Below are 26,650 nucleotides of genomic sequence, written 5' to 3'. Positions count from 1 at the left end.
GTTGTCTGCCTTTGAGGCGATTTCCCGCGTCCTTACCTCACAACAAGCTGATTGGCTACTGGGTTGAGCAATTACAATAGTTAAGGTATCCTCCAGAAATGTCGATCGCCCCGTAGATTGGCGTCGAGAAACGAGCCCCAACAGACTGGCATTCCTCATGCTGTCGAGTTTGCTGACAGCATCTGCAACCTACTTTTGGGTAAGCATTTTGGGTAAGCACCGACTTCGCCAGAGTTGCTGGTCATCCCTCAAGAGAATCGGCCATTCAGAGTAACCTTGCCCCCTCAGACATGGCCCCTGTCAGCAACCTCTGAAGTCACGCTCGAAGCCAGGTTCAATGGGCTAGTATATTCATCTGGAAAGCATTTTCGCAGGATGAGCAGGCTTATGAGTCGCGGCACGCTGTTTGATAAGGTTTGGGACTTGCACACGGTCGGCACGCTACCGTCGGGGCAGACCCAGCTATTTATCGGCTTGCATCTGATTCACGAGGTGACAAGTCCCCAAGCGTTTGCCATGTTGCGCGAACGGGGCCTCGCGGTCATGTTTCCAGAGCGAACGCTCGCCACAGTCGATCACATTGTGCCGACAGAAAGCCAAGCTCGCCCGTTTGTAGACGTGTTGGCCGAGGAGATGATCACCGCGTTGGAACAAAATTGCCGTGAGTATGGCATCCAGTTTTACAACATTGGTTCTGGCAACCAAGGCATTGTTCACGTGATTGCGCCAGAACAGGGGTTGACGCAACCGGGTATGACCATTGCCTGCGGCGATAGCCACACCTCGACCCATGGCGCATTTGGGGCGATCGCGTTTGGCATTGGCACCAGCCAGGTGCGCGATGTCTTGGCGTCTCAAACCCTGTCCCTGTCAAAGCTGAAGGTGCGCCGCATTGAGGTCAACGGAGAATTATCTCCCGGCGTCTACGCCAAGGATGTGACCCTACACATCATTCGCCAACTCGGAGTGAAGGGCGGGGTCGGCTATGCCTATGAATATGCGGGCAGCACGATTGAGGCCATGTCGATAGAAGAGCGCATGACCCTGTGCAATATGTCGATCGAAGGGGGCGCGCGCTGCGGCTACGTCAATCCCGACTCAGTGACTTATGACTATCTCAAAGGCCGCGAGTTTGCCCCCAAGGCAGAGCGGTGGGACGAGGCAGTAGCTTGGTGGGAAAGCCTGCGCAGTGATGCCGACGCCGCATACGACGATGTGATAGTCATAGATGCTGCTGATATTGCCCCCACAGTGACCTGGGGCATCACGCCGGGTCAGGGCATTGGCGTGAATGAGCACATTCCTACGGTGGAAGAATTGCCCGAGGGCGATCGCGCGATCGCTACCGAAGCGTATCAATACATGAATTTACAACCCGGCACCGCAATTCAGGGCACCCCGGTGGACGTATGCTTTATCGGCAGTTGCACCAACGGTCGGCTTAGCGATCTGCGGGAAGCCGCGAAGGTGGTGCAGGGCAAAAAAGCGGCCGCCACCGTCAAAGCCTTTGTGGTGCCCGGTTCTGAGCGGGTCAAGCAAGCGGCCGAAGCGGAAGGGTTAGATACGATTTTTGAAGCAGCAGGCTTCGAATGGCGCGAAGCGGGCTGTTCGATGTGCCTGGCGATGAACCCGGATAAGCTGCAAGGCAATCAGATTAGCGCATCGTCTTCAAATCGCAACTTTAAGGGTCGGCAAGGCTCGTCATCGGGTCGGACGTTGCTGATGAGCCCGGCCATGGTCGCGGCAGCGGCGATCGCGGGTCAAGTCACCGACGTTCGCAAACTGCTCTAATTACACCAGCTCCAGTGGTTAGCCACGCTCCGGAAACGTTGCTAACCGGGCAAATCTTGCAGCGGGGTGGGCCGAGCGATCGCAGCGCCTATTCTTGCACCGAACTTTGTTGTTGGCGCTCTAAGGTTTCGATCGCCGCATTCAACGCAGCGAGCCGAGTTTCTAAGGAGTCGCGCATCGTTTTTAACATACTGATCTTATGCGCCCGAAACTGATTGCGGGTCTCTTCATCCGGAAAAAAGCAGCTCAAAAACATGGTGTGGCCTCACTTAATGCCCAGTCGTGTGGCTACGAGCATACCGACTAGGCGCAAGCCATGATGTGTTGTAGACCTCAGTTCGGAGCGCACATTATCATAGGAAGACGATCGCTTCAGCGTGACGCCCATGGTTCAGTCTGACCGCTACCAAACGCTGCCCACTAGCGACGAGTTACCCGACTCGGATGGCTTGCCCGTGGATAATGAAGATCAAAATCTTCTGCCCAATTACCTGCTGTTCTTGCTACAGCTAATCTGGCCGGGTCGCTACGATTGGTACTTCGCCGTCGATATGGGCATCTATCACCTCACCGGGATCAATCCGCGCGTGCCCGTGGTGCCCGATGGCTTTCTCAGTTTGGGCATTCCCCGCCGCAAATCCGGTAATCGATCACGCAAAAGCTATGTCACCTGGGAAGAAGACGGCGTGGTGCCGATCCTCGCGCTAGAGGTAGTTTCGCAAACCCCCGGTGGCGAATACGACACCAAACGGACGATCTACGAAAACCTGGGAGTGCTGTACTACGTCATTTACAACCCCGAACATTGGCAGCGCGACCGACATCAACCCTTTGAAGTCTATAAACTCACTGAAGGACAGTATCAATTACAACTCGGCGAACCCTACTGGATGCCAGAAGTAGGCCTTGGGATCGGACGGCATCATGGGGAGTTAGGCGGTTTTGAACAAGAACTGCTGTCATGGTTTGACCAATCAGGTAGCCGTTATCTGTCAGCGGCAGAACAAGCCTTACAAGCTCAAGAACAAGCCTCGCAGGCTCAGGCTGAGTTACAGGCCGAGCGCCAGACGCGGTTGACCGCAGTCTACCGACTTCAGCAAATGGGGCTAACAGCAGCGCAAATTGCTGAAGCATTAGGGCTGCCGATAGAGGTCGTCAATCAATCTCTGAAATAGAATGGCCGCGATCGCTATTGGTCCTGTCGCAATCCACAGTAATTTTGCCGCCTTACCTAGTGGGCATCAGTTTCTTGCTTGACATAAATCGCCCGAAAAACCGGCAATCCCTTGCCGAGCGTCAGCTCTTCGCGGTCAGTTTGAGCCGGAAACGGACTCGCCGCCAACCAAGCCAACTCAGAGCGCTGAAAGGCGACATTTTCCGAGAAGCGATCGCACATTTCTCGCGCCACTTCCTCCACATCTGACTGCAAAATCACCCGTCCCCCTGCTGGCAAGTAGGTCGCCAAGGCTTGCACCAGCGCTGGCTGTACCACCCGGCGTTTCTGGTGACGCTTCTTAAACCACGGATCCGGAAACTGGATGCTTACCTGTCGCAAAGCTCCCGGTGGCAAGACCTGAAGCAGCTCAGCGAGGGAAGCATTGGCATTGCAAAACAAAAAATGCAAATTAGTCAGCCCGTCGCGATCGCGCTGTTGTTGGGCGTAGTCCACCAAAGGCGCACGAATTTCAAGCCCCAAAAAGTTCCAGTCGGGCTGCAACACCGCCATCTGACTGATAAAGTGACCCTTCGCGCAACCAATATCAAGATGCAAAGGCTGATGCGGATTTTGGTAAATCTCCGCCCAATCCACAGGCTCAACCTTAGTCTGATACTTATAGCTGAGGGGATTCACATGTTGCCGAACACGAACAGCCGCCACAAAAGACTCCTCGATAACGTATAAAAGCGTACCGATTCCTACCCTACAGCAAACCTCCAAACCTTGAAAAAAGCCACACCTTAGGCGGGTCAATCCAGCAATTCTCATTCTGAGAAACTCGCTATTTACCCTGAGCTCATCGCAGAGTGAACAGGCGTCGACAAGCCCAGCCTGAGCGGCATTAATGAGTTAACGAAGCCATCCTGAAAATTGCTGTGGTTAATCACAGAGGATTCACAGGTCTAGACTTAGCTGATAGAATAAGAGACTTGCAAATTCAAGACCCGTTCACTAGGATTGAGGTCTTGTCATTTTCAGTCGTTGTCAATACTGAGCAGTCAAACATCCATGATTAAGTTGCGTCTAAAGCGATTTGGTAAAAAGCGTGAAGTCAGCTACCGTATCGTCGCTATGCCCAGCGAAGCTCGCCGCGATGGTCGTCCCCTCGCCGAGTTGGGCTACTACAACCCTCGTACCGACGAAACTCGGTTAGAAGTCCCAGAAATTGTGAGCTGGTTGCAAAAAGGCGCTCAACCCACTCCGACTGTGCGCAGCATTTTGCAAAAGGCCAGCGTTTTTGATCAGCTGAACTCCGCTCAAACGGAAGCTAAGTAATTCCTTAGCTTCCCTGCAAACTCCATGAGATCGGTGGCAATGGCTGAAAAACCAGACTATGAGGGCCTTGTCAGTTACCTGATGAAGCCCTTTCTCGACTCCCCTGACGCACTCAAAACTGATATCGAGCGAGTTGCTGACAAACCCCGAGCGACTCTGCGGGTTGCCTTTTCGCCAGAAGATCGGGGGCGCATGTTTGGTCGGGGCGGGCGCAATATCCAAGCCATCCGCACCGTTCTGCAAGCCACTGCGGCCCTTTACGGCGAGCGGGTTGCGCTGGATGTTTATGGCGAGTCGGCCCACAAATCGCGGAATGATGATGAGAGTGGTGGCTCACGTCGTCGCCCGCCCCGCCGAGGCGATCGCCCCGCCCCACCGCGAAAGAAATAACTGTTTTTTAACCGCTGAGATGCCGCTGCATGCAGCAAACTGCCCACATCGATTTGCCGTCATCTGAAAGCGCGATTGCGCTCTCAGGTCAACAGAACGACAACATCAAATTCATCTCAGAGCAAACCGGAGCGCAAATTGCCCTACGCGGGCGCGACCTCCTGCTGTCTGGAACAGCGCATGGTGTTGATCTGGCTCGCCAGATTGTACGGGCCTTAGAGCCCCTATGGACCGAGGGCACCATGATCAGTCGAGCAGATATTCTGACCGCCCGTCAAGCCATCAATACCGACCAACTGGCTGAACTGCGCGCCATTCAGGGCGAAACGATTACCCGCACCCGCCGGGGTGAGGTGATCCGAGCCAAAACTTTTCGTCAACGACAATACATTCAAGCACTGAAGAAGAGCGATTTGATCTTTTGTTCTGGCCCGGCGGGTACGGGCAAGACCTTTTTGGCCGCGATGATCGGTGTCCAGGCGTTGCTCAATGACGAATATGAGCGACTGGTTTTGACTCGTCCCGCAGTGGAAGCGGGAGAGCGCTTGGGGTTTTTGCCCGGTGACCTACAGCAAAAAGTTAATCCCTACCTGCGGCCCTTGTATGACGCCCTACACGAACTGATCGATCCGGAAAAAATCCCCGTGCTCATGGAACGGGGCGTGATTGAAGTAGCCCCCCTCGCTTACATGCGGGGCCGCACCCTCAGCAATGCTTTCATCATTTTAGATGAAGCGCAGAATACGACCCCTGCCCAGATGAAAATGGTGCTGACGCGATTAGGCTTTCAGTCGCGGATGGTGGTGACTGGCGACACCACCCAAACCGACTTGCCATCCACTCAAACCTCTGGCATGGCGGTGGCTCAAAATATTTTGGCCTCAGTCGAGGGCATTGCCTTCTGCAAATTGACTCAGGCTGATGTGGTACGCCATCCCTTGGTGCAGCGCATCGTGGCCGCCTACGAAAAGCATGAAACGACTCGTCCTCGCCGTTAAAATCCCAGTTCAACGGTTGCACACTCACTCAGATGCCCGAGGCCGTAAGACGTAGTATTCAGCCAAACGTTGTTGAAACTGTTGCCAATGGGTTTGAATCTCGGCTTGATCGAGCCAAAAGGTTTGGGCCGGGGCATCATCAAGGGCGATCGCAATCAACGCCCCCTCAACTTTCATGCCAGTTTCGCCATACACCTGCTCAATCGCCCGAGCGTAAGCAGCCACTTGTAAACAGTAATCGCCCACCCACTCCCGCTTTTTGGGCTTGATCGCCGTCTTCCAATCGCAGACACAAAGCTTGCCCTGATAGGTCATTACCGCATCGGGAAAGCCCACATAGCCGGCATCATGCCACACCGCCCCTTCCACCAGCAGCGCCTCCTCCACATCTTGGAGAATGGGCCGCATCGACTCCCAGTATCCACCCAAATCAGCAGGAATCTCCACGCTTTCATCCTGTAAGTACGCGGCGATTTGTTTGTGCAGCCGCGTCCCCGCCGAAGATGCCTTGTTGGAAATCGCTTGGGCGGCTTCTTGGCCAATGCGCTGACGCCACTCATACAGCGCCTTTCTCGCTTCGGCTGGCTTCGTCACCGAGAGCACCGTAGTCACCCCCGGATACTGATAGCCATTGATTTCGTAGACTCGCCGCCGATTGACCCGCTTGGTTTTGGCCTGATACCGCTCTATCTTCAAGACATTGCTCCTGCCGATCGCTACTGATAATTATCCCTGGCTGATCACCCTCAAGGCTGCTTGTCGGAGTGATCTGGTCAGCGATCGCCGAACCCTCAGTCAAATTTCTGAGGCAGAATGCTTTCATACTAGGAAAGAAAAAACTTTCTGCCATTGATTGGCCCATATCCACAAAGCTTGATGTACCGTTCACCACCCTTGCCTTCGGGCCAGCGTAATGGCAAACGTAATTTTTCTTCGCGGGTATCAAACCACCCTGCTCCCTGAGTTTGGTTTAGGGCGTCTCGGCTAGGTTACGGAGGCGATCGCTCCAGCGATTGGCGGCGCTGGTGTCGGCCGTTGCTGCCAGGTCGGCAATATCCAGCAGCAAGGCTTGGCGCAGGGCTTGGCCCTCTACGGTGTCAGTGGCATAAACCTGGGATAAGGCATCGTACCAGTAACCCGCCCGGGCAAATCTGATGCCTTTTTGCCACGGGGTGGGGGCGACAGTTTCCAGCAGGGCCAAACTGCGGGGAGGCTCAACGATGGTGATCGCAGCGGCGACCCACTGAATGGCCTGATCATTTTCGGCATCACAGTACAGGGTGGTTTGCCAGCGGTAGGTTTCCCCTACTTGTAGCGGCTCGGCAGTCGTCGGCAGCGTCAAGGCTTGATATCCTGCCTCGCCCACGGCGATCGCCTGGCTGAAGATCTCGGTTTCGCCTGCGGGACTCTGGTGAAAGAGCGTAAATTCCAGCCGATCGGCAAAGCCGTCACCGAGGTACCACATAAAGGTGGGATATTCGGAGAAGGTTTGCCCTGGGGGCTGAAACGCGGGCGCGAGGGCGAACATGTCGCTGCCACAGCCGCGCACGCCGCCTCCAGTGCTGGCCCCGCCGGAACTTTGGGAACCGGCTGGAGGAGTATAGGCGCGGGAACTGACCCTGAGGGCTTCGACGGTCAGAGGCTGGGGGGAGGGGGAAGATTGGGCCACGGTAGGAGCCGCGATCGCGAGCAGGCAACCGACCCCGCCAGCAACGCAGCGCAGGGTAGGGAAAATGGGGATTGGGGGCAAAGGTGACACGAACATGATGGGTTAATTTCTATGTGGGCTCAGGATAGCGGGTTGATAGCGGTTAATCGATCAAGCAGAGTACTTCTTAAACATGACGATTGAGGATAAACCCCCAGGCGACGTCCTTTTCTGTTTCACCAGGCAGCACAGCTGAGCTGAAGGCGGTAGTGGCGGCTGACGAAACGCAGAATGCGATATAGCCAAACGCACACGGTGATCGTAATCAGGACGGTGCTCACAAACTGTAGTCCTGGCAGGCTAATGCCGAGTTTGCTGAGGGTCATGATCAAGGCGTCGTCGATACAGCTCAGTAACACAATGGCGGCTTTTTCAACGATGCTTTGGAGGGTGTCAGTCAGGGAGCTTGGCATGATCTTGGGGGGGATAACCTTCATCTACACCATAAGTAAGACAGCAGCAGAATCCACCCGATCTTTCAGACAGGACAGCGGCGGTTTTCGGAGAGGGGATTGGCACTTTTCGGCATCCCCATTGCTGGGTTGAGTAGAGGTGAACAAACACCGCCGTGCAGATGGCTGCAGTCCTAATGCCCCAGTTGGAAGATGACGCCCAGGTATTCGCGGTAGGCGCAGATTTGCTGGTCTCGAATGTCGAAAGCGATCGCGGCCTGATTCTCATATGGCTCGCCGCCCATCGTGCCCGTCGAGCGCACTTCAAACACGACGGTTGTGTCGCTGCTGGTGATCTGCACTACTGCCACAGTCAACCCACCGGCAAAGACTTTGGGCACAGCGGTGAGAAAGGCCGCCAGCTTGGCTTTGCCCTGGTTGTGGCCTTTACAGGGGCCAGCGGGAAACCAAAAGGCCACATCGTCGCTGACGCGATCGAGAAACGGCTGCCAGTCACCCTTGGCGAGTCCGGTGGTGAAGTCGGCAAAGGCGGCTTGGGCAGCTTGTAGAGTAGCTGGAGATGCAGCTGGCATGAGGGATACCGGGGATCAGTGGGGCGGGAGGCAGGGTGAGATTAGGCTTGGGGCGATCGCGAAAAGAGCCGAAAGTAGAGGGACTGGATCGTTTCCTTAAGGGGAAAGGCCAGAAACGTGAGGGGATTGATGGTGACGATGATGTTGCGGCGATCGCGCTTGGCCCGAGCCACCACCCCTTTCGCGACCTTCTCAGCGGACATCACCCCCACTGGATTCAAATTACTTTTGAAGGGGCCAAGGATGACTTTGCGAATAGTGCAGGGAGCATCCTGGCGCTTCAGGGTGATCAGATCGCCGATGAGTCGTTTGGAAATTTCGTAGAGGGGGCTCAAGGCAGGGCCGACTTCCGCTTCGGAGGTGTTGACCCAAATTTCCTTGGCGGTGGCGTCTTCATGGGCGGCGATGAAAGTATCCATCAGTGCCAGCACTGACAGACTGTTAATTTCCAGCGATTTGGCGATCGCGGCGGCGGTGCGATCGCCATGGACATTGATGCCGTGGTTAATCACCAAAATATCCACTTCTCGGAATACTGCTTGCAGGTCGGCCTCCCGTCCCGTTTCCCAGGTGATGACCTGCACAGCTTCGGCAAAATCTGCTTGGGGGGAGGTGGTGAGGGCGATCGCGGTGGCCCCTTGCTGCTGCAACTCAGCCATCAGCGCCTGCCCCATCGTGCCAGACGCCCCCGTTACCGCCACCACTTTTCTTGCGAACGTTAACGATTTGCCCATCAGCCTGTTGAAACGGTGAAATACTGGATGCCGTTGCGATCGCTCGCAACGGCCAGAGTGCCTTCAATGGTAGCGGCGATCGGCCCGTTCTTGAGATGTGAATAGACGACGGCGGCGCAACTGTTTTACAACTGTAGGAATTGGCACACACAAAGAACCATGGCTTATCCTGCTTGGGCGGCAACCGCTCTGACGCCTCACTGCTTCAGGCTCTCGTCTGGAGATGATTTGAAGCATTCTTTGCAGGCCCTTACCGAGTCGCGGGAGATCGCGGCGGGCTGCATTTTGACGACGGTGGGCAGTTTGCAGCAGGCCAGCTTACGCTTTGCCGGACAGGATAGCGAGACGATCCTCACCGGGCGCTTTGAGATCGTGTCGCTGGTGGGCACCTTGTCGCGAGACGGGCTGCACTTGCATCTGGCGATCGCCGACAGTCAGGGACAAATGATCGGCGGTCACGTCATGCCGGGCTGCCTGATTTTTACCACCGCTGAAATTGTGGTGGGGGCATTATCAGGGGTGACCTTTCAGCGGCATCTGGATGCCCAAACCGGGTATCGGGAATTGGCGATCGCCGAAGTGGCACCTGGCTGATTTGCCAAGATCCCGGTTTGATTTGCCAAAATTTCGGGAGGCCGCATTGGCGATCGCCCATACATTGCGGACAAATATCCCCCCCGCGATCGCGGGGAAATGACCCGCGCCTTATGCCGCAAAGGCGGCGCGAATGGCCTCAATGCGCTTGCGGTTGACGCCGAGATCCGATTGGCCTAACCGCGCCGCCGATCGCACATGAATGGTCCCCGCTTCTGTCGGCGAAAAGTAAAATTCCACATCATCCACAAAGCCCATCAGCTTGCTGGTGAACTCGGCGTAGAGATAGGTGTCGGTTTGGTCGATGACTACGCTGCCCTCCTGGGCTTCCACGACTTCACGGAGTTTGGCCACCGCCGTAGACCGATCGCTGTCATAGGTCAGCGGCGCGATCGCGTGTTCCGCATCCGCTTCGCCCTGGCTCACCACACAGTTGGGGCTACTGGGGCAAGCCGCCAAGCGCCCCTCTTTCACACCAATATTGTCAGGGCGGGAGCCACTAAAAAGAGCTTTGAATCCAGGTAGTGCAGCAATCATCGGTGAAGTCTCCGCGTGGGCAGGTGAGGGCAATCCAAAAAGTAACAGCGCTCCGAGCAGACTCGCAAGCATAAAAGTCTTGAAGACCTTGACCATAAGATGGAATAGGACGAGTGAACGACAACATTCACTGAGCAGTGTAGCGGACTAAGAGAGCGAAATATGGCGATCGCGGTAGATTATGAGTCGATTTTGGCTACCTTACGGGCCGACTTGCCCACGTTGTTTGAGCGAGATATTTCCTACGACATTTACACCCGCGACATCTTTTTCAAAGACCCCGTCAACCAATTCAAAGGCAAATTCAACTACCGCATCATTTTTTGGACACTGCGCTTCCACGGTCGCCTTTTTTTTAGTGATCTGCACTTCGACTTGCATGAGGTGCGCGTGGCCGATGAGTTGACCATCCGGGCCGACTGGACGGTACGCGGCACGCTGCGGCTCCCCTGGCAGCCCCGCCTCTTTTTCAACGGCTATTCCCTCTATTTATTGAACGAAGCGGGCAAAATCTACGACCATCGCGACACCTGGGACCGACCGCCAGGGGAAATTCTCCAGCAGTTTTGGCATGGTTCTGACGAAGATACAGCTACGTAAGTTCCGCTAGCCGGGGCAGCATTAAACACACTTGACACTAAATCAATGCTGGGAACATCAGCAAGGATTGTTGGTCAATAGCTGCAAAGGCAGGGCGCGCTGCTGCTAACGATTGCTATTGCAATTGAAAAGTTAGCTTTTCCGTGAAAATTTCTGATTCTAGAAATTTTTGACTGATTTTGCTGAAAATTTTCGATCACTTTGTGAGTAACTAAACCATGAGCCAGATTGTTTATCGTTTGCTGCTGAACGGTACGTCCCTTGCTACGCTTCTCGCGCTGTTGACCCCGTTGCTGTCGCCGCTGGCCGGGTTATCGCTGTTTACCGATGCGGCCACTGCTGCCACGATCGACGCCAGTCCATCGTCCCAGCAAGTCGCTGAACTCCCCACCGACCAGCTCAAAGATGACGACGACGACGATGATGATGGCGATTACGACGATGACGACGACGATGACGATGATGATGACGATGATGACGACGATGATGACGACGATGATGACGACGACGATGATGATGATGACGGTTTCGTAGAGACCGAGATCATTCGAGAAACAACGACGACCGTCACCGAAGTAACCTATACCGACATCGCGACAGACTATTGGGCCAATGGCTTTATCTATCGCTTAGCCGCGATTGATATTGTGTCGGGCTATCCCGATGGCGAGTTTTTGCCTGACTCCTATCTCACCAAAGCTCATTACGCGGCGATGGTGACCAAAGCCTTTAACAAAACTGCCGTGCGCGAGGTGGTGAATATTCGCAACGTCTCGCAGTACTACTGGGCCTATGACGCGCTCCGAGAAGCTTACTCAGCAGGGTGGATTGACCTGGCCAATGACGATACCTTTGACCCCGAATCAACCCTGACCAAGTTGGACATGTGGGTGATGCTGGCGCGATCGCTCGGCTATACCGAAGTCACCTCCACCACCACGACCGTCGAGGAAATTCTCAGCGTGTTTGATGATGCCGACACCATTCCGGTGGAATATCGCGGAATCGTGGCCGCTTTGGTGGAACGGGGCGTCATCGTCAACTATCCCGTCGTCACTGAGTTAAATCTGTTTGACCTGGTGACCCGCGCCGAAGCCTGTTCTTATCTTTACCAGGCGATGGCGAGCATGAATCTGGTGGAGATGTTCTATTCCCAATACATTGTGGATGTGGTCGGTTTCTTTGAAACGGTCGAAACGACGACCACCACCACGGAGACCAACACCGTCATCTTTGACGACGACGACGACGATGACGATGACGACGACGATGATGACGATTTTGACGACGACGACGACGACGATGACGATCGCCGTCCCCGCAACTGTAACCAAGGCCGAGGCAACGGTTCTGAAGGCTGCGATCCGGGGAATTCACGCCCCCACGGCGGCAGCAACGATGGGGACTAGCCGCACTGGGCTTGGAGCTGACCCGTTTGGTCAAGAGCGGTTTTAGCACCAAGTCTACTCAGCGTGCAGTTGAATAAAGTGCCCAGCGGCGATCGCCCCTAATAACCAGTGGGCGATCGCCGCTTTCGCGTTAGCTAAAACCAGCCAAAATTAGCAACACCCCAGCCCCTAAGGCAATTAGCGCCAGGACTAAGCCAGCATTTGGGCTCCCTTTCCAGGAGTAATTTTTCTCAGGCATCAAGAGACCTCATTTCTGCATGCTTCCATTGTGACATCTCCCAATTTGCCAATCAGAAAGGGCCGCTGGGGCACCGAGGGATCCTGTTCTCCAGTGGGAATTGAGTGCCTTTGATCAAGACGCGGCGACAGCGAAGGAGGCTCGATCGGTAGCGCTACGTTGCAGAATCAATAGCACCGATTCGGGATGAGGGGGAGCGATCGCGATGTGCCTCCGCGCCGCGCTTTAAATATGAAAAACCGAGCTGGATCACCTTCGGAAAGGAGTTCCAGCTCGGCCCGTGCTCAAGGAGCACACGCGAGTCTACAGGATGTCTATATAGTCGCTTAGCCCCTAGGGAACGACAACGGGGAAAAGTTCAGATAAATTCAGGTATCGCGTCTGAAGTTCAGTTTTTTGGGTATCCAGTCTCGCCACGGGCCGCGATCGCATCTCCCTCAGCGACCGCCAGCCTCCTAGCAGACCGAGCGAAACGCTTTAATTCGAGCCTTCAGTGGCGGCAACCTGCAACACTTGCACCAACCAGGCCGACATCCGCTCCGCCGATTCAGGCGTATTCCACGCGGTCTCAGCCACCAAGCATGGAAATACCGACAATTTGGAAATCGCATGGGCGGCCTGAGTGGCCCCCATCGTCAAGGTGATCAGCGGCAGTGACGTGAGTTCAGCCAGTTGACTCAAGCTTTGCAAATAAGTTTGCGGATCGGCGATCGCGGGGTCGAGCACAGCGACATCGGGTCGCCACACCCGCTTCAGCAAACTCGCCTGTTGCAGGTCATCTACTTCTAAAACCCGACAGCCAAAATCATGAAAGATATGAGGGAATTTTTGGCTGGGATCGATCGAATGATCTTCCGAACGCAGATACAAAATCGTTAAACGACTTGGCGCTGGCATAGCCGTTGGCGGTTGCAGCAGCACGCTCCCCAACCCATCCGTGGGCCATAGCAGTTCTCGATCAACGGGCAATTCGCCCAGATATGCCGAGAGATGCGGCGGCACCAGCGCGATCAGCAATTGATTATTGGCTGCCAAAGCCGTTTTCAACGCTTGCAAATCTTCTCGCATCTGGTGCGATTGCAGCAGCACCAACACCGCCGCTACGGGCAAGTGAGTCGCCACCTCCATCGCATCGTGAATGTGCGTCGTCATCAATACCTGATAATTCAGCTGATGCGCTTGTTGCCAAAGTTGGGCGATCGACTCCGCTTCAAATGGCGCTACCACTAACAAAAAGCGGCTGCTTCTGGTGGCATCGGGCAGAGGAGAAATGGGCAATAGCAACGTGGGCCGAATGCCCCTCTCTTGGTGCACCGTCATGACCAGCTCACCTTGATGCAGCTGCGCCAGCTTACGGACAAGCAGCCATTCTAGCCAATGCCCCATTTCGGCTGATAGGGGAGTCGCCGCCGCTGGGAGGGAGGCAAACGGCGGCACCGTCATTGCTTGGGATAAATGTTCTAAAGCAAGGCGATCGTCAATCCCTGAGATGGTAAACCCCAGCCAATTGTCCCACTGCAAAATATCGAGCAGCAGGGCTTCTCCTGACTGGTCAGCCTCACGGTTTACTAAGGCCGTTTGCATGAGGCAACTGAGCATTTGCTGCAACCGCACCTGATCGGCCACCAATGTGAGGGGTGACGACGGGCTTTGCAACACCGGGGGCATCGAGAGCACGGGCGTTTGGTGCTCCAGCCCCGCCCTCAGGGCAGCTTGGCTGTAAGCTTCAGCCCACAGGGCGGGTAAATCAATCACTTGAGGCACCAGTCGCAGGGTGGCACTTTCGATCCGGCCCAGATCAACCAAGGTATTGACCCAGGCCGCCAGCCGCCGACAATGTTGCTGAATCAGGCTGGTATAGCGCTGCTGTCGAGTCGTAAGATTTTCGCCCCCGATCTTGAGCAGACTGGATAACCCTAATAGTGAGGTGAGGGGGGTTTTCAGTTCGTGTCCCAAGTAGGTGAGCAACGCCGTCTGACTCTGCGATGCCATGGTTTCGGGCGCGGGGGGGGCGATCGCCTCGGCATCAGTCGAATTAGCCGCTGATAACAACTGCACGATATTCGCCAATAGACGAGTCGTATCTAACATGCCTTGGTAGTGGCCCTGACGGTCAACCACGACCCAACGCTGTTCTGGCCCTGACGCCACCCGTTGAATGACGGTGTCAATGGGCGTTTGCCACTCAATAACCTGCAGCACGTCCGCCACGTCGTCGATTTGGGCGAGTTCTACCACGGGGGCTGATGCTGTGCTGAAGTAACCGGAGACGGGGAGCGTCAATACCTCATCAGCCGTCTGGGCTAAATGGAGGAGTTGGCTCAGGGGCAGTCCATAGAGGGGAGCGTGATCTTGATTCAACAACACCAGGTAATCGCCCTGACTGTCTAGGCAATCGGCTAACCAGCGGCTCGGAGGTTCAGTTACCACGCTAGCCGGCATTAACCGGATAAATTCAGCCAGCGACGGCAGTGTCATATGTGCATCAAGACCTCATGAACAAAAGCAGGGAAATTTATGGAGGCAACATCAGTAAGTCGCTGACGACCAGGGGGACGAAGCAGCGGCGATCGCCCAGCAACCGGAGCCGCCACCACCGCGCTACCGGCCATTAATGACGAAGATACCAACTACCCACCACTAAAATCGATTAGCCGGGCAAATTTTAAATACGCTAACCGTGCTCATAAAATCAGTGCTCATAAAACGAAAAATGACCATTGCCACTAAGCCCGTAGAGGTTTACGGTACGCTTAGTTTAAGAAATGCAAACATCGTAGACTACTGGATGTCAATGTCAACTGGCGAATTGATCGCCCATACTGCCGTATGATGCCGCTCTCAAATTCGCGATCGCCTGACTATTCCAGTAGCATAACCAGGAACTAGGTGTTTGTGCTGAAACTGCTGCGATCGCTAGCCTGTTCCCCTGGCGCACTCCAGTCTTCAGGCCTCACGACTAAGGTCAAGAGTGTCCCTTTCCGGCTCCGCAGCAGCATTTATGCCCTGGTTCCTGAGACGATTATCGTATCCGCGTTCGTAATTTTCGTAATTATTGAGAGAGTTGAAACCCTTGCATGCACATTTTCTAGTCGGCGGCTTTACCCCCCAACATTCGCTGCAACACGCCTTAGAAGCCGTGCTGGATAAGCGCACCTATCAAATTTACACGGATGCGGAGATCACCCCATTTCTGCAATGGGTACAGCAAAATCGCCATCGCATTGATTGCCTCGTGCTGGAATTTTCACCAGAGCTAGCGGCCCCGCTAGAGCAACTCAAGCAGCAAGATATTTTGCTGCCAGTACTATTAGTCGATTTAGTCGGTGATGAGGTGCTCCCCTCGGATGACGAGGGCCAGGCTATCGCCTGTACCGTGCAAGTCTCGGCGACCTGCCAAACCATGGCCGTCGAGTATCACGAGAAGGTGATCTGTGTGGCCGCCTCTGATTTAAAGCAACTCGATAACTATATCCAACAGGCCATTAGTGAGTTTCTCAAGTTGCCCTACCTGCACCCCCCGGCGGAAGAGGTTGCTCCCCCCGCCGATGACTCTCAGTTCACCCTGAGTTTGCAGCAGCAGCGCCTGGCCGAGAAACTGCGCGAGCGGCTGGGGTACATGGGGGTGTTTTACAAGCGCGATCCGAGCAATTTTGTTCGTAACCTTGACTCAGAACAGCGGACCGCCCTGTTTAGCCAACTCCGTCAGGACTATCGATTATTGGTGCTGAGCTATTTCAAAGATGGCAGCACCCTCAACGACCAAATCGACAGCTTGGTCACAACAGCCTTTTTCGCTGATATTTCGGTTTCTAAGATTGTCGAAATCCATATGGAGCTGATGGAGACCTTTGCTAAGCAGCTCAAGTTGGAAGGCCGTAGCGAAGAGATTTTGCTGGACTACCGCCTGACCCTGATTGATGTGATGGCTCATTTATGTGAGATGTATCGTCGCTCAATTCCCCGAAGAACCTTGGAGCGCTAAGGTCGGTGGCCGGGTCTAAGGGCGATCGCTAAGCGGTAGGATGCAAAAATGTATGCTCTGCTGATGCCGTGATTTTGGCTGCCGATATGGACACATTACCGCCCCTGACTACCGCTACCCTCTGGGATATTTTGCATGAAAAGTTAGCCGACGACACCGTCAATCAGCTGGTGTGGCATTACCTGGGTTATCGCTACGACGCAGCTCAGGCGGGGTGGGATACCAGCGCCGTTGCGCCCACCTGGGTGGAAAAGTACCCCACCCCCCCAAACTTTATCGAGAGCCGCCCGGCAACAGTGCAGCTGACGCGCTCCATTCCGAAAGAAAATAAACAACTGTTAAAGGAATATCTGGGCTTTAAGGGCTACAGCGTGGATCAACTGGTCCCCCGCCTCACGCGGCGGGCCACCATGACCAACTGGTTGCTGAGTTACATGCAGCAGCAAGGTCTGCTGTCATAAGCCGGGGCGAAACTAGCCCAGATCTACGGGCAAACTGCCGGAGCAGCGGAGACGTTAGGGCGAATCGTTGGTGACCGGACGACAAATGCCAAAGACCGAGGTATAGCCGTGCAAAAACGTGGTGCCGCCCACTGGGCCGATTTCGCCCCCGCAGAAAAAGCCCCCCAGGGGTAAATCACCCACAAATTCTTGAAAGAGCTGAGCGTCAAAATTCGGCTTTTGATACAGTCCCTCGCCGCGGCCCAGGCAGGCAAACATCAAAGCGCCGATGGGCGTCGTTGGGGTTGATTTATGGGCGCTGCGATATCGGGTCAGCAACGTTTCGAGGTCGTCGGCTGAGGTGCGGGCGTCGCGCAAATGAAACTGCAAGCGCTGACCGACGCGAACGCGATCGCCCACGGCCAGGGCTCCCAATCGCGGATCAACGCCCAGCAAGTTGCGAATCAGAAAGTCGCCCGGTTGCAGATCGCTCTTGAAGCCATCTTGGACGATGCCGACTTGCAGAGAATCTTGGGCCAGTTCGCGATCGGCCTCGCTGAGGTCTTGCAAAATATCTTGCAGGGCGGCCAGCGGGGTTTGGGTTTTCCCCCCAAAGTCGTCGCATTCCTCGAGTTCGAGCACAATATTGCGTTCGCCCGCCGCAATGCGAAACGGTCGGCCGATGGGGCGACAGCCCTGGGCCACGATCGCATCTAAGGTGACATTGCCCGACAAGGCCACTCCCACCACCCCTTCCGTTTGCCGGGTGCCATTCCAAAAGAGGCTACTCTGCCGTTGCATTGCGCCGCCAGTGGCCAGACCGCCCACTTTGACCGCCCCTGGATAAGCAAAATCGAGCCCCTGTAGCAACTCCGTGATGCTAGCGGTAAAGGGATCAGCAAGCAAAATGAAACTAGGTTGATCAGCGGGTGAGACGCCAATTTTTTGCGCCCAGGCAGCGGGGGGACTATCTAAATCGGGCAAATCGTCTTCGGTCAGGGCAAAGGACTGAATCGTGGCACCGGGTAAAGAAGCGACACAGAGGCTAATACCAGGACTTTGTTCGACCTCTTGGGCGGCGCTGGCAGGGGGGGTGCCCACAACGCCGCCGCCACTACACCCAATCAAGCAGGGCAGTGGCAGCGCTTCGTTGAGTAGGGGCAGCAACCGCGAAAACTCACTCCCATAGGCAGCGGAAATGAAGACCAGACCCAAATCGGGAGCGGTGTGCAACTGGGCCTGAATTTGTTCAGCAAGGTCGCGCACCGCCATCTCTAAAGAGACTTGGGTCGATAGGGCACTCACCCACTGCATGGATGGAAGGGTTTCGGGCACGGTTCTCTCCTGAGGGATGCGGTCTGTGAGCAGTGTGGTCAGCGATCGCTCACCCATGGCGCGGTCGGTCGTGAGGGCTGGCGATCGTCGGGGAATGTCCGCGCTGCTGCTAATGCGCCAGCGTTTTGCGACCAGTGGGCGAACATTGCCTGACGATGGTGTCCTCCTTTAGCAAAGCGACACCTCCCGTTTGTCTACAGAACGAGCTGAGGTGACTGCCAGTTGCGAAGGGCGATACCAATCCAGCGATCGCGCTACTATCAGCCTAAGCGAAATGCTTGGTGTTATACCAGCGCAGCGGTATAACTGAATCCTGCAATGGATTGCTGGGGTACACATTGAACCGATGCTAGCCGCCACATCGTTCGTTAGCCTCATCCATGACCGGGTGCATCGGTTAAAAACCGAACAATCAGTAAGGTTTTCGGCCCTATGGTTAGCCCTGATCAAGCTGTACCTTACATAAATAGAGGGGTTGAATCTTCATTCCTTGATGAAGGAATATTACGAGATGATAGCTAGAGCAACTGCTGTGTGAACGTTTGCCACGATTTACACTGTTCTAACCAAATCCGAAGGTTACACTAACCGAGGATATCCGCTGGGTCACTAACATCCATGGGTCTAGTGGGCCGCAGCAAATGATTGAGGACGTTTTGATAGGGTTCCTATGAGCAATAACATTCAAGAGAAAATTCAAGAAGAGCTGCAAGCGGCTCGGAATGCTTGCGATACCTCTGGTGACAGCTCTTCAGAGTGTGCCGCCGCTTGGGATGCTGTAGAAGAGCTCCAGGCTGAAGCCTCTCATCAGCGGGCAGGCGGCCCCAAAAAGACTTCGTTGGAAGCTTACTGTGACGCTAATCCCGATGCTGATGAATGCCGCGTCTACGAAGATTAGTCTGCAAAGCTAGTTAACCTCAAAAAGGCCGCCCTGATGACAGGGCGGCCTTTTTGAGCGATCGCGGTGATTCAGTGGCGTTAGTAGTTAGTAATAGGTTCCAACTTTGCGATGGTGGATGGCGGTGACGCCATCGGGATCAGAGACCTTACCCTCGTCCACGGTGCAGTACACAATCCAGTGGTCGCTGACTTCCATCCGGCTAGTGACCGTACATTCCAGATAGGCCAGGGCATCGCCAAGAATGGGGGAACCATTTTCCGCCGGACGGGTGCGAATCCCGGCGAAGCGATCGCCCCCCGGTGGAAAGCGCTTCAAGAAATGCTTCATGAGGGCAGCGTAGTTGCCTTCTTCGAGAATGTTGAGCACAAAGGTATCACCGACCTGCATCAACGATTCGATCGCGCGGTCTTTCGCCACCGCCACGGTAAAGCCCAGGGGCTGGAAGCTAGCCTGAGAGACCCAAGACGCTAGCATCGCGCTGGAAACATCGCCTTTTTGGGCGGTGATGATGTATAAGCCACTGCTGATGCGCCCCAGGGCTTTTTCCAGCTCGGCGTTAAGGGACTTCAGCTTTTTCAGCTTTTTGGCCTGGGCTAGGAGTTGGCCGAAGTCAGTGCCCGCTTCGTCGCAGAGCTGGTAAATGCCCTCATCGGGGGTGTCTTTGATGCGAATCGGGGCAAAACCGACACGCAATTCCAGGTCTTGCAACCGCGTTGACAAGGTATCGATGGGTTCGTCGTCGCCCCCGTAGGACTCATACAGTCCCACCGCTTGTTTATCGCTGACCGCTGCCAAAATCGTGCCGAGGGCGGCTTGGGCTACCGGGGCACCGGATGCCGGTGGCATGCCAATGACGAGACCGCGAGCCCGGCCCACCAGTTCGTTCACCTCCTGGGGGTCGGCGGAGCGCAAGTCCATCATTTCGACGGCGACGCCGGTTTTGGTAATGCCGCGGGCGATCGCTTGCGAGAGGCGATCGCTGTAGCCATAGTCCGACATATAGAAAACAGCGACCATGGTTTCAGCCTGGCTCTTTTCTTGGCTCCAGCGCCGATAGCGCTCGGTGAGTTCGGCTACGTGGTGACGCAGCAGCGGGCCATGGCCTGTCGCAACGGTGGTGATTTCCGGCAGTTTGTCCATGCGCTTCATCGCCGACAGCACAGAGCGAGCATTGGGGGCCATCAGACATTCGTAATAGAAGCGAAAGTCGGGGGAGATGGCGGCCAGGTCGGCATCATACACATCGTCGCTGCAATAGTGCAGGCCAAAAGCGTCACAGGTGAACAGCACCTGACTCTGATGGTCGTAGGTGAAGATGGTGTCGGGCCAGTGCAGGTTGGGAGCGTTGACGAATTCCAAGACGTGACCGTTGCCCAAATCGAGCTGGTCGCCGTTTTTGACTTGCATCTTCTCAAAAGGCTGATGCACCAAGTCTTCAAGGAAAGATAGAGCCACCTTGGCACCGACTACGACGGCGTTGGGCGCGAGGGCCAGCACGTCTCGCACCAGCCCACTGTGATCGGGTTCGGTGTGGCTAATGACGATGTAGTCAATTTCTGCAGGGTCAATCTGGCCTTTTAAGGTGTCCAGATACAGGTCGCGAAACTTCGCGTGGGAAGTATCGACCAGTGCGGTTTTTTCGCCACGAATTAGAAATGAATTGTAGGTTGTCCCGTTTTGCAGGCCAAACTCAATGTCGAAGCGATCGCGATCCCAATCCAGCGATCGCAGCGCTGTGGTGTCAGCGGCGATTTGGGGCTCCACCTGCATCGTGAGGCGTTTTTGGGTTTGGGGTGCGGCGACGACCATCGAGCGCTCCTTTGGGTAACGAATTTAGCAACGGAAATGTTTCTTAACTCCTTCCATTGTGCCGTATTCCTTTAGATTAGGCAGTTAGGATCTTTTATCAGTCGTTTGAGTTTCGCTAAATATGGCAATGGCACCTGACCTGTTCACAGTCGAACCAACGGCGGACGGCAGTGCCACGTTTTATTCTGAGACGTTTGGAGAATGGTTTCACAGTCGCAACGGGGCCTATGACGAAGCTCGCAGTACCTATGTGCAGGCCACGCAGCTAGTAGAACGCGCCCAAACCCAGGGCCATATCACCCTGTTGGATGTGTGTTACGGGCTGGGGTATAACACGGCGGCAGCCCTGGAGCGCCTCTGGGCAGTGCGGCCAGAATTACCTATTCGCCTAGTGGGATTGGAATTGGATGTCATGGTGCCCAGGGCTGCGATCGCTCAAGGGCTGCTCAACGACTGGCCTGAGTCGGTACAGGTAGCCTTGGCCGAGATCGCTAGCCCTTACCCTAAGTGCCCCTCCCAAACTTGGAAGGGGCACTTCTCGGAAGAGACTCATCTGACTGCGAAACTGCTCATCGGTGATGCGCGGCAGCAGATTCAAAATTTGGTCGCACAAAACTTCCAGGCGGATGTCATATTTCTTGATCCGTTTTCGCCGCCCCGGTGTCCCCAACTGTGGACCGTGGAATTCCTCAGTTTGGTAGCCCAATGTCTTCACCCGCAAGGAATATTAGCGACATATTCTTGTGCAGCGGCAGTGCGGACGGCCCTAACCACGGCGGGACTACACATCGGCTCGCTGGCCGCTCCCGGTCGGCGCTGGCCCAGCACTTTGGCCAGTCACGCCGAGGAAAATTTGCCCCCGCTCTCACAGCAGGAGTTGGAACATTTGCTGACGCGGGCGGCGGTGCCTTACCGCGATCCCACACTCCGGGATGAGGCGGCGATGATTCAGCAGCGGCGATCGCAGGAGCAGGCCCAGTCATCGTTACGGTCAACGGGGGCATGGCGGCGGCGCTGGCTGAGTGCGTCAGCGAGGGGGCGTTCTGAGGCAGACTCGACGGCGGGCGATCGCGGCTCGCAAACATAACAGTCCAGTTCTTGTCACTCAAAAGAGGCCGTCCCGAATTGGCAGCATAAAAACACCAGCGCGGTCATCATTGCCCCGACAGCCGCCGGGCTCAATCGATGACATGCGCCCTACATCGAGTTTGAATTCAAGCTTCTCGGCCTTATCTAAAATGTCCTGCCAGGGCGAAGAGATTTTCGCCCTGGCACATTAGAGATCGGCAGATCCGCTTCAGGATTCTCCATCACTAGGCGTTTGAGAATATTTGACTTCGGTCGCTAACAAGAATGGAGTCTCGGCAAAAGTGGCCTCAATCTCTTCAACAACCGAATTGTCTAAGGCGATGTTGTAGTCCTTTTCCAGATTGGTGACAACAAATTGCTGGACTTCACCGGATAGCTCTACGTACTCACCGGGATTTGGCAATGGCGTGGTCGCATCCTGCATCACCACCAAGAGTCCTTCATCTGCGGCAAAATACTCTTCTTCCCGCAGAATGAATGCTTGAGAATCGTAGGTCTCAACAACTTCACCGACCACGGTTAACGTTTCGCCCAAGTACGCTTCCGGATTATTGGCGACGGCCTCCAGCGTTTCCGTTTGTTCGGCGACTTCCTCTGAATAGGTGCTGGTGGACTCTTCTGTGGCCTGCGGTTCGGGGTTTGAGCAAGCACCGACACCGATTAAAGCGGTCATCACCGCTGGCAACCCAATTAGCGTTCTAATCTGGCGCTGGGTGGAACTATGATTGAAAAATTGAGGTCGCATAAGTACCTCCTTTAATAACTACTTTCCCCTTGCTGATAGAAAGAAAGAATCTTTTCCTTAATACAGGCGCTTCGTGTGCGCTTAGCAGCTCAGGGGCAGTGACAAGAAATCTAAGCTCGTTGCCTTGACCGGGTTCGAACCCTAAACAGGCAATCTATCTGTGCCTGCTCTATTTGTCACACTCCTTGTAGGTTAGGAAAAACCCGCGACGATATGATTCCCGCATTAGAGAGAATCAGGGTCGGCTAATGGTTAGAAACTCCATCGACCGGAAACGTACAGATTGAACACTCTCGCTTCCCGCCGCTGCTTTAAGATGCCGAGCGACAGTGAAAACGTAGGGCAAAAGGGTATGAAACTCATCGGTGTGGATATTGGCGGCACGTTTACCGACCTGATTTTGGCGGATGTGGCCCAGCAGCAGACCTGGATTCACAAAGTGCCCACCACCGTTGACGATCCTTCTATCGGCATGATTCGGGGCATCCAAACCCTGTGCGAAATGGCCGAAGCTGACTATGGCGACATTGAGCATGTGCTGCACGGCACGACGATCGCCACCAACACCCTGCTCACCCACGACGGGGCGCGAACGGGGATGATTACCACCGAGGGCTATCGCGACATCATCCACATTGGGCGGCACCAGCGACCGCAGCATTATTCCATCATGCAAGACATTCCCTGGCAGGCGCGGCCCCTGGTGCAGCGGCGCGATCGCAAGGTAGTGGCCGAACGGCTCGACCCGCGTGGTGAAGTGCTGACCCCGTTGGATGAAGCCGCCGCCCGCACGGCCATCTTGGAACTGAAAGCCGCTGGGGTGGAGTCGGTCGCTATCTGCTTCCTCAATTCCTACTTTGATTCTCGCCACGAAGACCGGGTTGCCGAACTCGCTCAGGAACTGTTCCCCGAAGCGTTTATCACCACTAGCGCCAGCATCTTTCCGCAGTTCCGCGAGTTTGAGCGGTTCACCACCACCTGCATCAACGCCTTCGTTGGCCCCAAGGTCAAGCGCTACATCCGGAACCTCAGCCGCAGTTTAAAGGAACAGTCCGTGCGGGGCGAGTTGCACATCATGCGCTCCAACGGCGGCGTGGCGACGGCAGAGGTGGCAGGCGAACAGCCGGTGACGCTGCTGCTGTCGGGTCTGGCGGCGGGGGTACTTGGCGGGGCGGCAGCGGGGGGAAAATCCCAGCGCGATCGCCTCATCACCTTTGACATGGGCGGCACCAGCACCGATATCGGCATCGTGACCGAGCGGGGCTTTGCCGAAGCCACCGCCCGCGATACCTGGATTGCCGGATATCCCGTCATGGTGCCGATGATTGACGTGCATACCATCGGCGCGGGGGGCGGCAGCATCGCCTATGTGGATGATGGCGGCGCGTTTCGGGTGGGGCCGCGCAGCGCGGGGGCCGAACCCGGTCCCGTCTGCTACGACAAGGGCGGTACGGAGGTCACCGTCACCGATGCCAACGTGGTGCTGAATCGCCTCGACCCGGAACATTTTCTCGGTGGGGAAATGGCGATCTACCCGGACCAAGCCTTCGCCGCTGTGCAAGCGCTGGCCGATCGCGTCGGGCTGGATCTGTACGAAACGGCGGCGGGCATTCTCACCATCGTCAACAACAATATGGCGAATGCGATCCGCTCCCGCACCATTCAAAAAGGGCAGGATCCCCGCCAGTTTGCCCTCGTGGCGCAGGGGGGCGCAGGGCCACTTCACGCAGCGGAAGTAGCGCGATCGCTGGGCATTCCCGAAGTCATCGTGCCGCGCTATCCCGGCATCACCTCGGCCATGGGCCTGCTCACCACTGACCTCAAGCATGACCTGATTCAAAACGAATTCACCCTCAGCACCGAACCACATTTGGATAAGCTCAACGCTGACCTCAAGGCGTTGGAAGATCAGGTAATTGAACAGTTGCGGGCCGATGGCTTCAGCGCCGAACAGATGACCTTGCAGCGGTTTGCCGACTGTCGCTATGTGGGGCAGGGGTATGAGTTGCGCGCGATTGTGCCCAATGGCGAACTAGACGAAGCGGCCCTGCAAAGCGTGTGGCAGCAGTTCCACGACCTGCATACCGCTGAGTACGGCCACGCCTTCCCCGAAAATTCGGTGGAACTGGTGACGCTGCGCGTAACGGGCACGGGTCCGATGCCGAAGCTCTCGGGTTTGCCTGTGCCCACCGAGGGAGCCGTGCAAGATGCTTGGTTAAAAACAGCGGTCACTTACTTCCGCGTTGACGGTCAGCTAGAGAAATATTCCACCAACTTTTTTGAGCGCGATCGCCTCCCCATCGGGGGCGCGATCGAAGGGCCAGCGGTGATTTTCCAGAAAGATTCCACCATCCTGCTGCCGCCTCACAGCCACACCACGGTCGAGGCTAATGGCAATTTGCTGATTCGGCTGGCGGCGGCATCTGCTGCAGACCCAAATCTGGCCATGGCGGCAGCGGTGTAAGGGAGTTGCCGAAAAATCACCGACCAGGGTTAGTGGTCGGGGCGAGGGGTCGCTCGCCCCGACGGCGGAACATTGATTTATCGGCCAATTCCTAAGTATCTCGCTCGGCAACGATGGAAAGCCCCGACTCGCAGCGACTACGTAATGAGTCGGAGCCATCAATTACGCCCCTTAAATCTTTTCAAACCATAAAGATTCTGTTGCGTCTCACTAAGCAAGTCATCCAGATTTTAAATTCGTGGGTATGCTGTTGCAAATGGTCACGCAGATCTACACAACGGGCCTTCACCATGAGTCAGCAAAGCCAGTTGATTGAGTTTCTCCAGCAAGAATTGGCGGTTTCCACCGAGGCGATCGCCCTGGGGGTGCGGCGGTCGGCGTCATCGCCTAACCTGTTGCCCATTGTGCTTTGGCAATATGGCCTGGTGACGACCCATCAACTTGACCAAATCTATGATTGGCTAGAAGCCAGCATCATGACTTGATGCCTTTGCACCTTTTTCCGCCCACGGCATGTCTACCGGCCCTTCTCCCCACACGCGACACCCCATTAGCGGCCAAACGCGACTGGTGTATCTGAAAAACATCGTCACCAATCCCCACATTCTGGTCGGCGATTACACCTATTACGACGATTTCGACAATCCCGAAAACTTTGAGCGCAATGTGCTCTACCACTTTGATTTCATTGGCGATCGCTTGATTATCGGCAAGTTTTGTTCCGTCGCCGCCGATGTGAAATTCATCATGAATGGCGGCAATCACCGGACAGACTGGTTCACCAACTATCCATTTCCCGTCTTTGGTCACGGCTGGGAAACGGCCATGCCAGCCGACTGGCCGAATAAGGGCGACACCGTGATTGGCAACGACGTATGGATCGGCTACGGTGCCACGCTGATGCCGGGAGTGCACATTGGCGATGGGGCAATTATTGCGTCTCAGTCCGTCGTCACCAAGTCGGTGGAGCCTTACACCGTAGTCGGTGGTAATCCTGCTCGCGCCATTCGCCAACGCTTTGATGATGCGACCATTCAAACTCTGCTCGAACTGCAATGGTGGCACTGGGACATTGAGAAAATCACCCGCAACCTGAAAGCCATTTGTGGCGCTGATCTGGAGTCGCTACAAATGGCCCGTTAGCTCGCTAAGCGTAATCAGTAAGGGCGATCGCTGATGCGACCAAGCGCCAGGCTCATGTGCTGTTTTTGTCGCTGGAATGGGATTTACGCCAGCTCGACGGGCTATGGCAAAATGAGACTGATCAGAATTTTGTGTAAGCGGTCTAAAATCCCGATAATTCAGGAGACCGCATCATGCCCAGAATAAGACAAGTCCCGAATCGCGCCGATGAGTTGCTAGACGAACTGCTATCCGATTGTCAAAGCCCAGAAGAGATTCTCG

26 protein-coding genes and 1 pseudogene are annotated in these 26,650 nt (G+C 55.4%); 15 read left to right on the top strand and 12 right to left on the bottom strand.

Going from position 1 to position 26,650, the window contains the following annotated elements; translation table 11 throughout:
• Window positions 1-387 precede the first annotated feature (387 nt).
• Window positions 388-1,791: a 3-isopropylmalate dehydratase large subunit gene (gene leuC, locus JUK32_RS09100; RefSeq protein ID WP_204138539.1), complete on the top strand. Its 1,404-nt coding sequence runs from the start codon at window positions 388-390 to the stop codon at window positions 1,789-1,791.
• Between the two features lie 88 nt (window positions 1,792-1,879).
• On the opposite strand, the gene JUK32_RS09095 is transcribed toward leuC, so the two are convergent.
• The gene (locus JUK32_RS09095; RefSeq protein ID WP_204138538.1) at window positions 1,880-2,047 is read right to left on the bottom strand and encodes a hypothetical protein; all 168 of its coding nucleotides are present in this window, start codon (window positions 2,045-2,047) and stop codon (window positions 1,880-1,882) included.
• A gap of 130 nt (window positions 2,048-2,177) precedes the next feature.
• Between JUK32_RS09095 and JUK32_RS09090 the strand changes: the two genes are divergently transcribed.
• Entirely contained in the window at window positions 2,178-2,966 is a 789-nt protein-coding gene (locus JUK32_RS09090) for a Uma2 family endonuclease (RefSeq protein WP_204138537.1), read from the top strand.
• A gap of 56 nt (window positions 2,967-3,022) precedes the next feature.
• Here the strand turns inward: JUK32_RS09090 and trmB are convergent, their stop codons facing one another.
• Window positions 3,023-3,670 carry a tRNA (guanosine(46)-N7)-methyltransferase TrmB gene (gene trmB, locus JUK32_RS09085; protein ID WP_204138536.1) on the bottom strand — a complete coding sequence of 216 codons (648 nt, stop codon included), beginning with the start codon at window positions 3,668-3,670 and terminating at the stop codon, window positions 3,023-3,025.
• Between the two features lie 348 nt (window positions 3,671-4,018).
• On the opposite strand from trmB, the gene rpsP reads away from it, so the two are divergent.
• The 3 genes from rpsP to JUK32_RS09070 are packed head-to-tail and all read left to right on the top strand — an operon-like array spanning window position 4,019 to window position 5,673.
• Window positions 4,019-4,285 carry a 30S ribosomal protein S16 gene (gene rpsP / locus JUK32_RS09080; protein ID WP_204138535.1) on the top strand — a complete coding sequence of 89 codons (267 nt, stop codon included), beginning with the start codon at window positions 4,019-4,021 and terminating at the stop codon, window positions 4,283-4,285.
• Between the two features lie 39 nt (window positions 4,286-4,324).
• Window positions 4,325-4,675 carry a KH domain-containing protein gene (locus JUK32_RS09075; RefSeq protein WP_204138534.1) on the top strand — a complete coding sequence of 117 codons (351 nt, stop codon included), beginning with the start codon at window positions 4,325-4,327 and terminating at the stop codon, window positions 4,673-4,675.
• A 29-nt stretch (window positions 4,676-4,704) separates the two neighbouring features.
• Window positions 4,705-5,673, top strand: a complete 969-nt coding sequence (locus tag JUK32_RS09070; RefSeq protein ID WP_204138533.1) for a PhoH family protein — start codon at window positions 4,705-4,707, stop codon at window positions 5,671-5,673.
• A 24-nt stretch (window positions 5,674-5,697) separates the two neighbouring features.
• On the opposite strand, the gene JUK32_RS09065 is transcribed toward JUK32_RS09070, so the two are convergent.
• From JUK32_RS09065 to JUK32_RS09045, 5 genes and pseudogenes are all read right to left on the bottom strand, one after another.
• Window positions 5,698-6,369, bottom strand: a complete 672-nt coding sequence (locus JUK32_RS09065; protein ID WP_239112478.1) for a PD-(D/E)XK nuclease family protein — start codon at window positions 6,367-6,369, stop codon at window positions 5,698-5,700.
• 274 nt (window positions 6,370-6,643) lie between these two features.
• Entirely contained in the window at window positions 6,644-7,438 is a 795-nt protein-coding gene (locus JUK32_RS09060) for a DUF928 domain-containing protein (protein ID WP_204138532.1), read from the bottom strand.
• 119 nt (window positions 7,439-7,557) lie between these two features.
• Window positions 7,558-7,794, bottom strand: a complete 237-nt coding sequence (locus JUK32_RS09055; RefSeq protein ID WP_204138531.1) for a hypothetical protein — start codon at window positions 7,792-7,794, stop codon at window positions 7,558-7,560.
• 173 nt (window positions 7,795-7,967) lie between these two features.
• Window positions 7,968-8,366 carry a nuclear transport factor 2 family protein gene (locus tag JUK32_RS09050; RefSeq protein WP_204138530.1) on the bottom strand — a complete coding sequence of 133 codons (399 nt, stop codon included), beginning with the start codon at window positions 8,364-8,366 and terminating at the stop codon, window positions 7,968-7,970.
• Between the two features lie 41 nt (window positions 8,367-8,407).
• A pseudogene (locus JUK32_RS09045) lies at window positions 8,408-9,109 on the bottom strand (bifunctional sterol desaturase/short chain dehydrogenase); the annotation flags it as partial.
• 150 nt (window positions 9,110-9,259) lie between these two features.
• On the opposite strand from JUK32_RS09045, the gene JUK32_RS09040 reads away from it, so the two are divergent.
• Entirely contained in the window at window positions 9,260-9,694 is a 435-nt protein-coding gene (locus tag JUK32_RS09040; RefSeq protein WP_204138528.1) for a PPC domain-containing DNA-binding protein, read from the top strand.
• A 111-nt stretch (window positions 9,695-9,805) separates the two neighbouring features.
• Here JUK32_RS09040 and JUK32_RS09035 read toward each other — a convergent pair whose 3' ends face one another.
• Window positions 9,806-10,231, bottom strand: a complete 426-nt coding sequence (locus JUK32_RS09035; RefSeq protein ID WP_204138527.1) for a DUF1499 domain-containing protein — start codon at window positions 10,229-10,231, stop codon at window positions 9,806-9,808.
• Window positions 10,232-10,393: 162 nt separating this feature from the next.
• Between JUK32_RS09035 and JUK32_RS09030 the strand changes: the two genes are divergently transcribed.
• Together JUK32_RS09030 and JUK32_RS09025 are read left to right on the top strand one after the other, a co-directional pair.
• Window positions 10,394-10,831, top strand: a complete 438-nt coding sequence (locus tag JUK32_RS09030) for a DUF2358 domain-containing protein (protein WP_204138526.1) — start codon at window positions 10,394-10,396, stop codon at window positions 10,829-10,831.
• A 218-nt stretch (window positions 10,832-11,049) separates the two neighbouring features.
• A complete protein-coding gene (locus JUK32_RS09025) occupies window positions 11,050-12,240 on the top strand; it encodes an S-layer homology domain-containing protein (RefSeq protein WP_204138525.1) in 1,191 nt (396 codons plus the stop codon).
• A 715-nt stretch (window positions 12,241-12,955) separates the two neighbouring features.
• On the opposite strand, the gene JUK32_RS09020 is transcribed toward JUK32_RS09025, so the two are convergent.
• Window positions 12,956-14,956: a sensor histidine kinase KdpD gene (locus tag JUK32_RS09020; protein WP_204138524.1), complete on the bottom strand. Its 2,001-nt coding sequence runs from the start codon at window positions 14,954-14,956 to the stop codon at window positions 12,956-12,958.
• A gap of 595 nt (window positions 14,957-15,551) precedes the next feature.
• On the opposite strand from JUK32_RS09020, the gene JUK32_RS09015 reads away from it, so the two are divergent.
• The gene (locus JUK32_RS09015; RefSeq protein ID WP_239112477.1) at window positions 15,552-16,463 is read left to right on the top strand and encodes a circadian clock protein KaiA; all 912 of its coding nucleotides are present in this window, start codon (window positions 15,552-15,554) and stop codon (window positions 16,461-16,463) included.
• An 86-nt stretch (window positions 16,464-16,549) separates the two neighbouring features.
• A complete protein-coding gene (locus tag JUK32_RS09010) occupies window positions 16,550-16,924 on the top strand; it encodes a DUF1823 family protein (protein WP_204138541.1) in 375 nt (124 codons plus the stop codon).
• A gap of 54 nt (window positions 16,925-16,978) precedes the next feature.
• On the opposite strand, the gene JUK32_RS09005 is transcribed toward JUK32_RS09010, so the two are convergent.
• Complete coding sequence (locus tag JUK32_RS09005; RefSeq protein ID WP_204138540.1) at window positions 16,979-18,217, bottom strand: FIST N-terminal domain-containing protein; 1,239 nt, start codon at window positions 18,215-18,217, stop codon at window positions 16,979-16,981.
• 691 nt (window positions 18,218-18,908) lie between these two features.
• On the opposite strand from JUK32_RS09005, the gene JUK32_RS09000 reads away from it, so the two are divergent.
• A complete protein-coding gene (locus JUK32_RS09000; RefSeq protein WP_204138523.1) occupies window positions 18,909-19,136 on the top strand; it encodes a Calvin cycle protein CP12 in 228 nt (75 codons plus the stop codon).
• A gap of 87 nt (window positions 19,137-19,223) precedes the next feature.
• On the opposite strand, the gene JUK32_RS08995 is transcribed toward JUK32_RS09000, so the two are convergent.
• Window positions 19,224-20,948: a diflavin flavoprotein gene (locus JUK32_RS08995; protein WP_204138522.1), complete on the bottom strand. Its 1,725-nt coding sequence runs from the start codon at window positions 20,946-20,948 to the stop codon at window positions 19,224-19,226.
• A gap of 127 nt (window positions 20,949-21,075) precedes the next feature.
• On the opposite strand from JUK32_RS08995, the gene JUK32_RS08990 reads away from it, so the two are divergent.
• Entirely contained in the window at window positions 21,076-22,035 is a 960-nt protein-coding gene (locus JUK32_RS08990; protein WP_375541558.1) for a tRNA (5-methylaminomethyl-2-thiouridine)(34)-methyltransferase MnmD, read from the top strand.
• A 210-nt stretch (window positions 22,036-22,245) separates the two neighbouring features.
• Here the strand turns inward: JUK32_RS08990 and JUK32_RS08985 are convergent, their stop codons facing one another.
• A complete protein-coding gene (locus tag JUK32_RS08985; RefSeq protein WP_204138520.1) occupies window positions 22,246-22,782 on the bottom strand; it encodes a hypothetical protein in 537 nt (178 codons plus the stop codon).
• A 352-nt stretch (window positions 22,783-23,134) separates the two neighbouring features.
• Between JUK32_RS08985 and JUK32_RS08980 the strand changes: the two genes are divergently transcribed.
• The 3 genes from JUK32_RS08980 (at window position 23,135) to JUK32_RS08970 (ending at window position 26,389) form a co-directional block, all read left to right on the top strand.
• Window positions 23,135-25,246, top strand: a complete 2,112-nt coding sequence (locus tag JUK32_RS08980) for a hydantoinase/oxoprolinase family protein (protein WP_204138519.1) — start codon at window positions 23,135-23,137, stop codon at window positions 25,244-25,246.
• Window positions 25,247-25,536: 290 nt separating this feature from the next.
• A complete protein-coding gene (locus JUK32_RS08975) occupies window positions 25,537-25,731 on the top strand; it encodes a DUF2949 domain-containing protein (RefSeq protein WP_204138518.1) in 195 nt (64 codons plus the stop codon).
• Between the two features lie 28 nt (window positions 25,732-25,759).
• Window positions 25,760-26,389 (top strand): CatB-related O-acetyltransferase, encoded by a 630-nt coding sequence (locus JUK32_RS08970; RefSeq protein WP_204138517.1) that lies wholly within the window; start codon window positions 25,760-25,762, stop codon window positions 26,387-26,389.
• Window positions 26,390-26,650: the final 261 nt, after the last annotated feature.

The sequence above is a fragment of the Halomicronema sp. CCY15110 genome (assembly GCF_016888165.1).
GTDB lineage: Bacteria > Cyanobacteriota > Cyanobacteriia > Phormidesmidales > Phormidesmidaceae > Halomicronema.
Note: the sequence above shows the minus strand (reverse complement) of the source record. Positions and strands in the feature narration are given on the sequence as shown.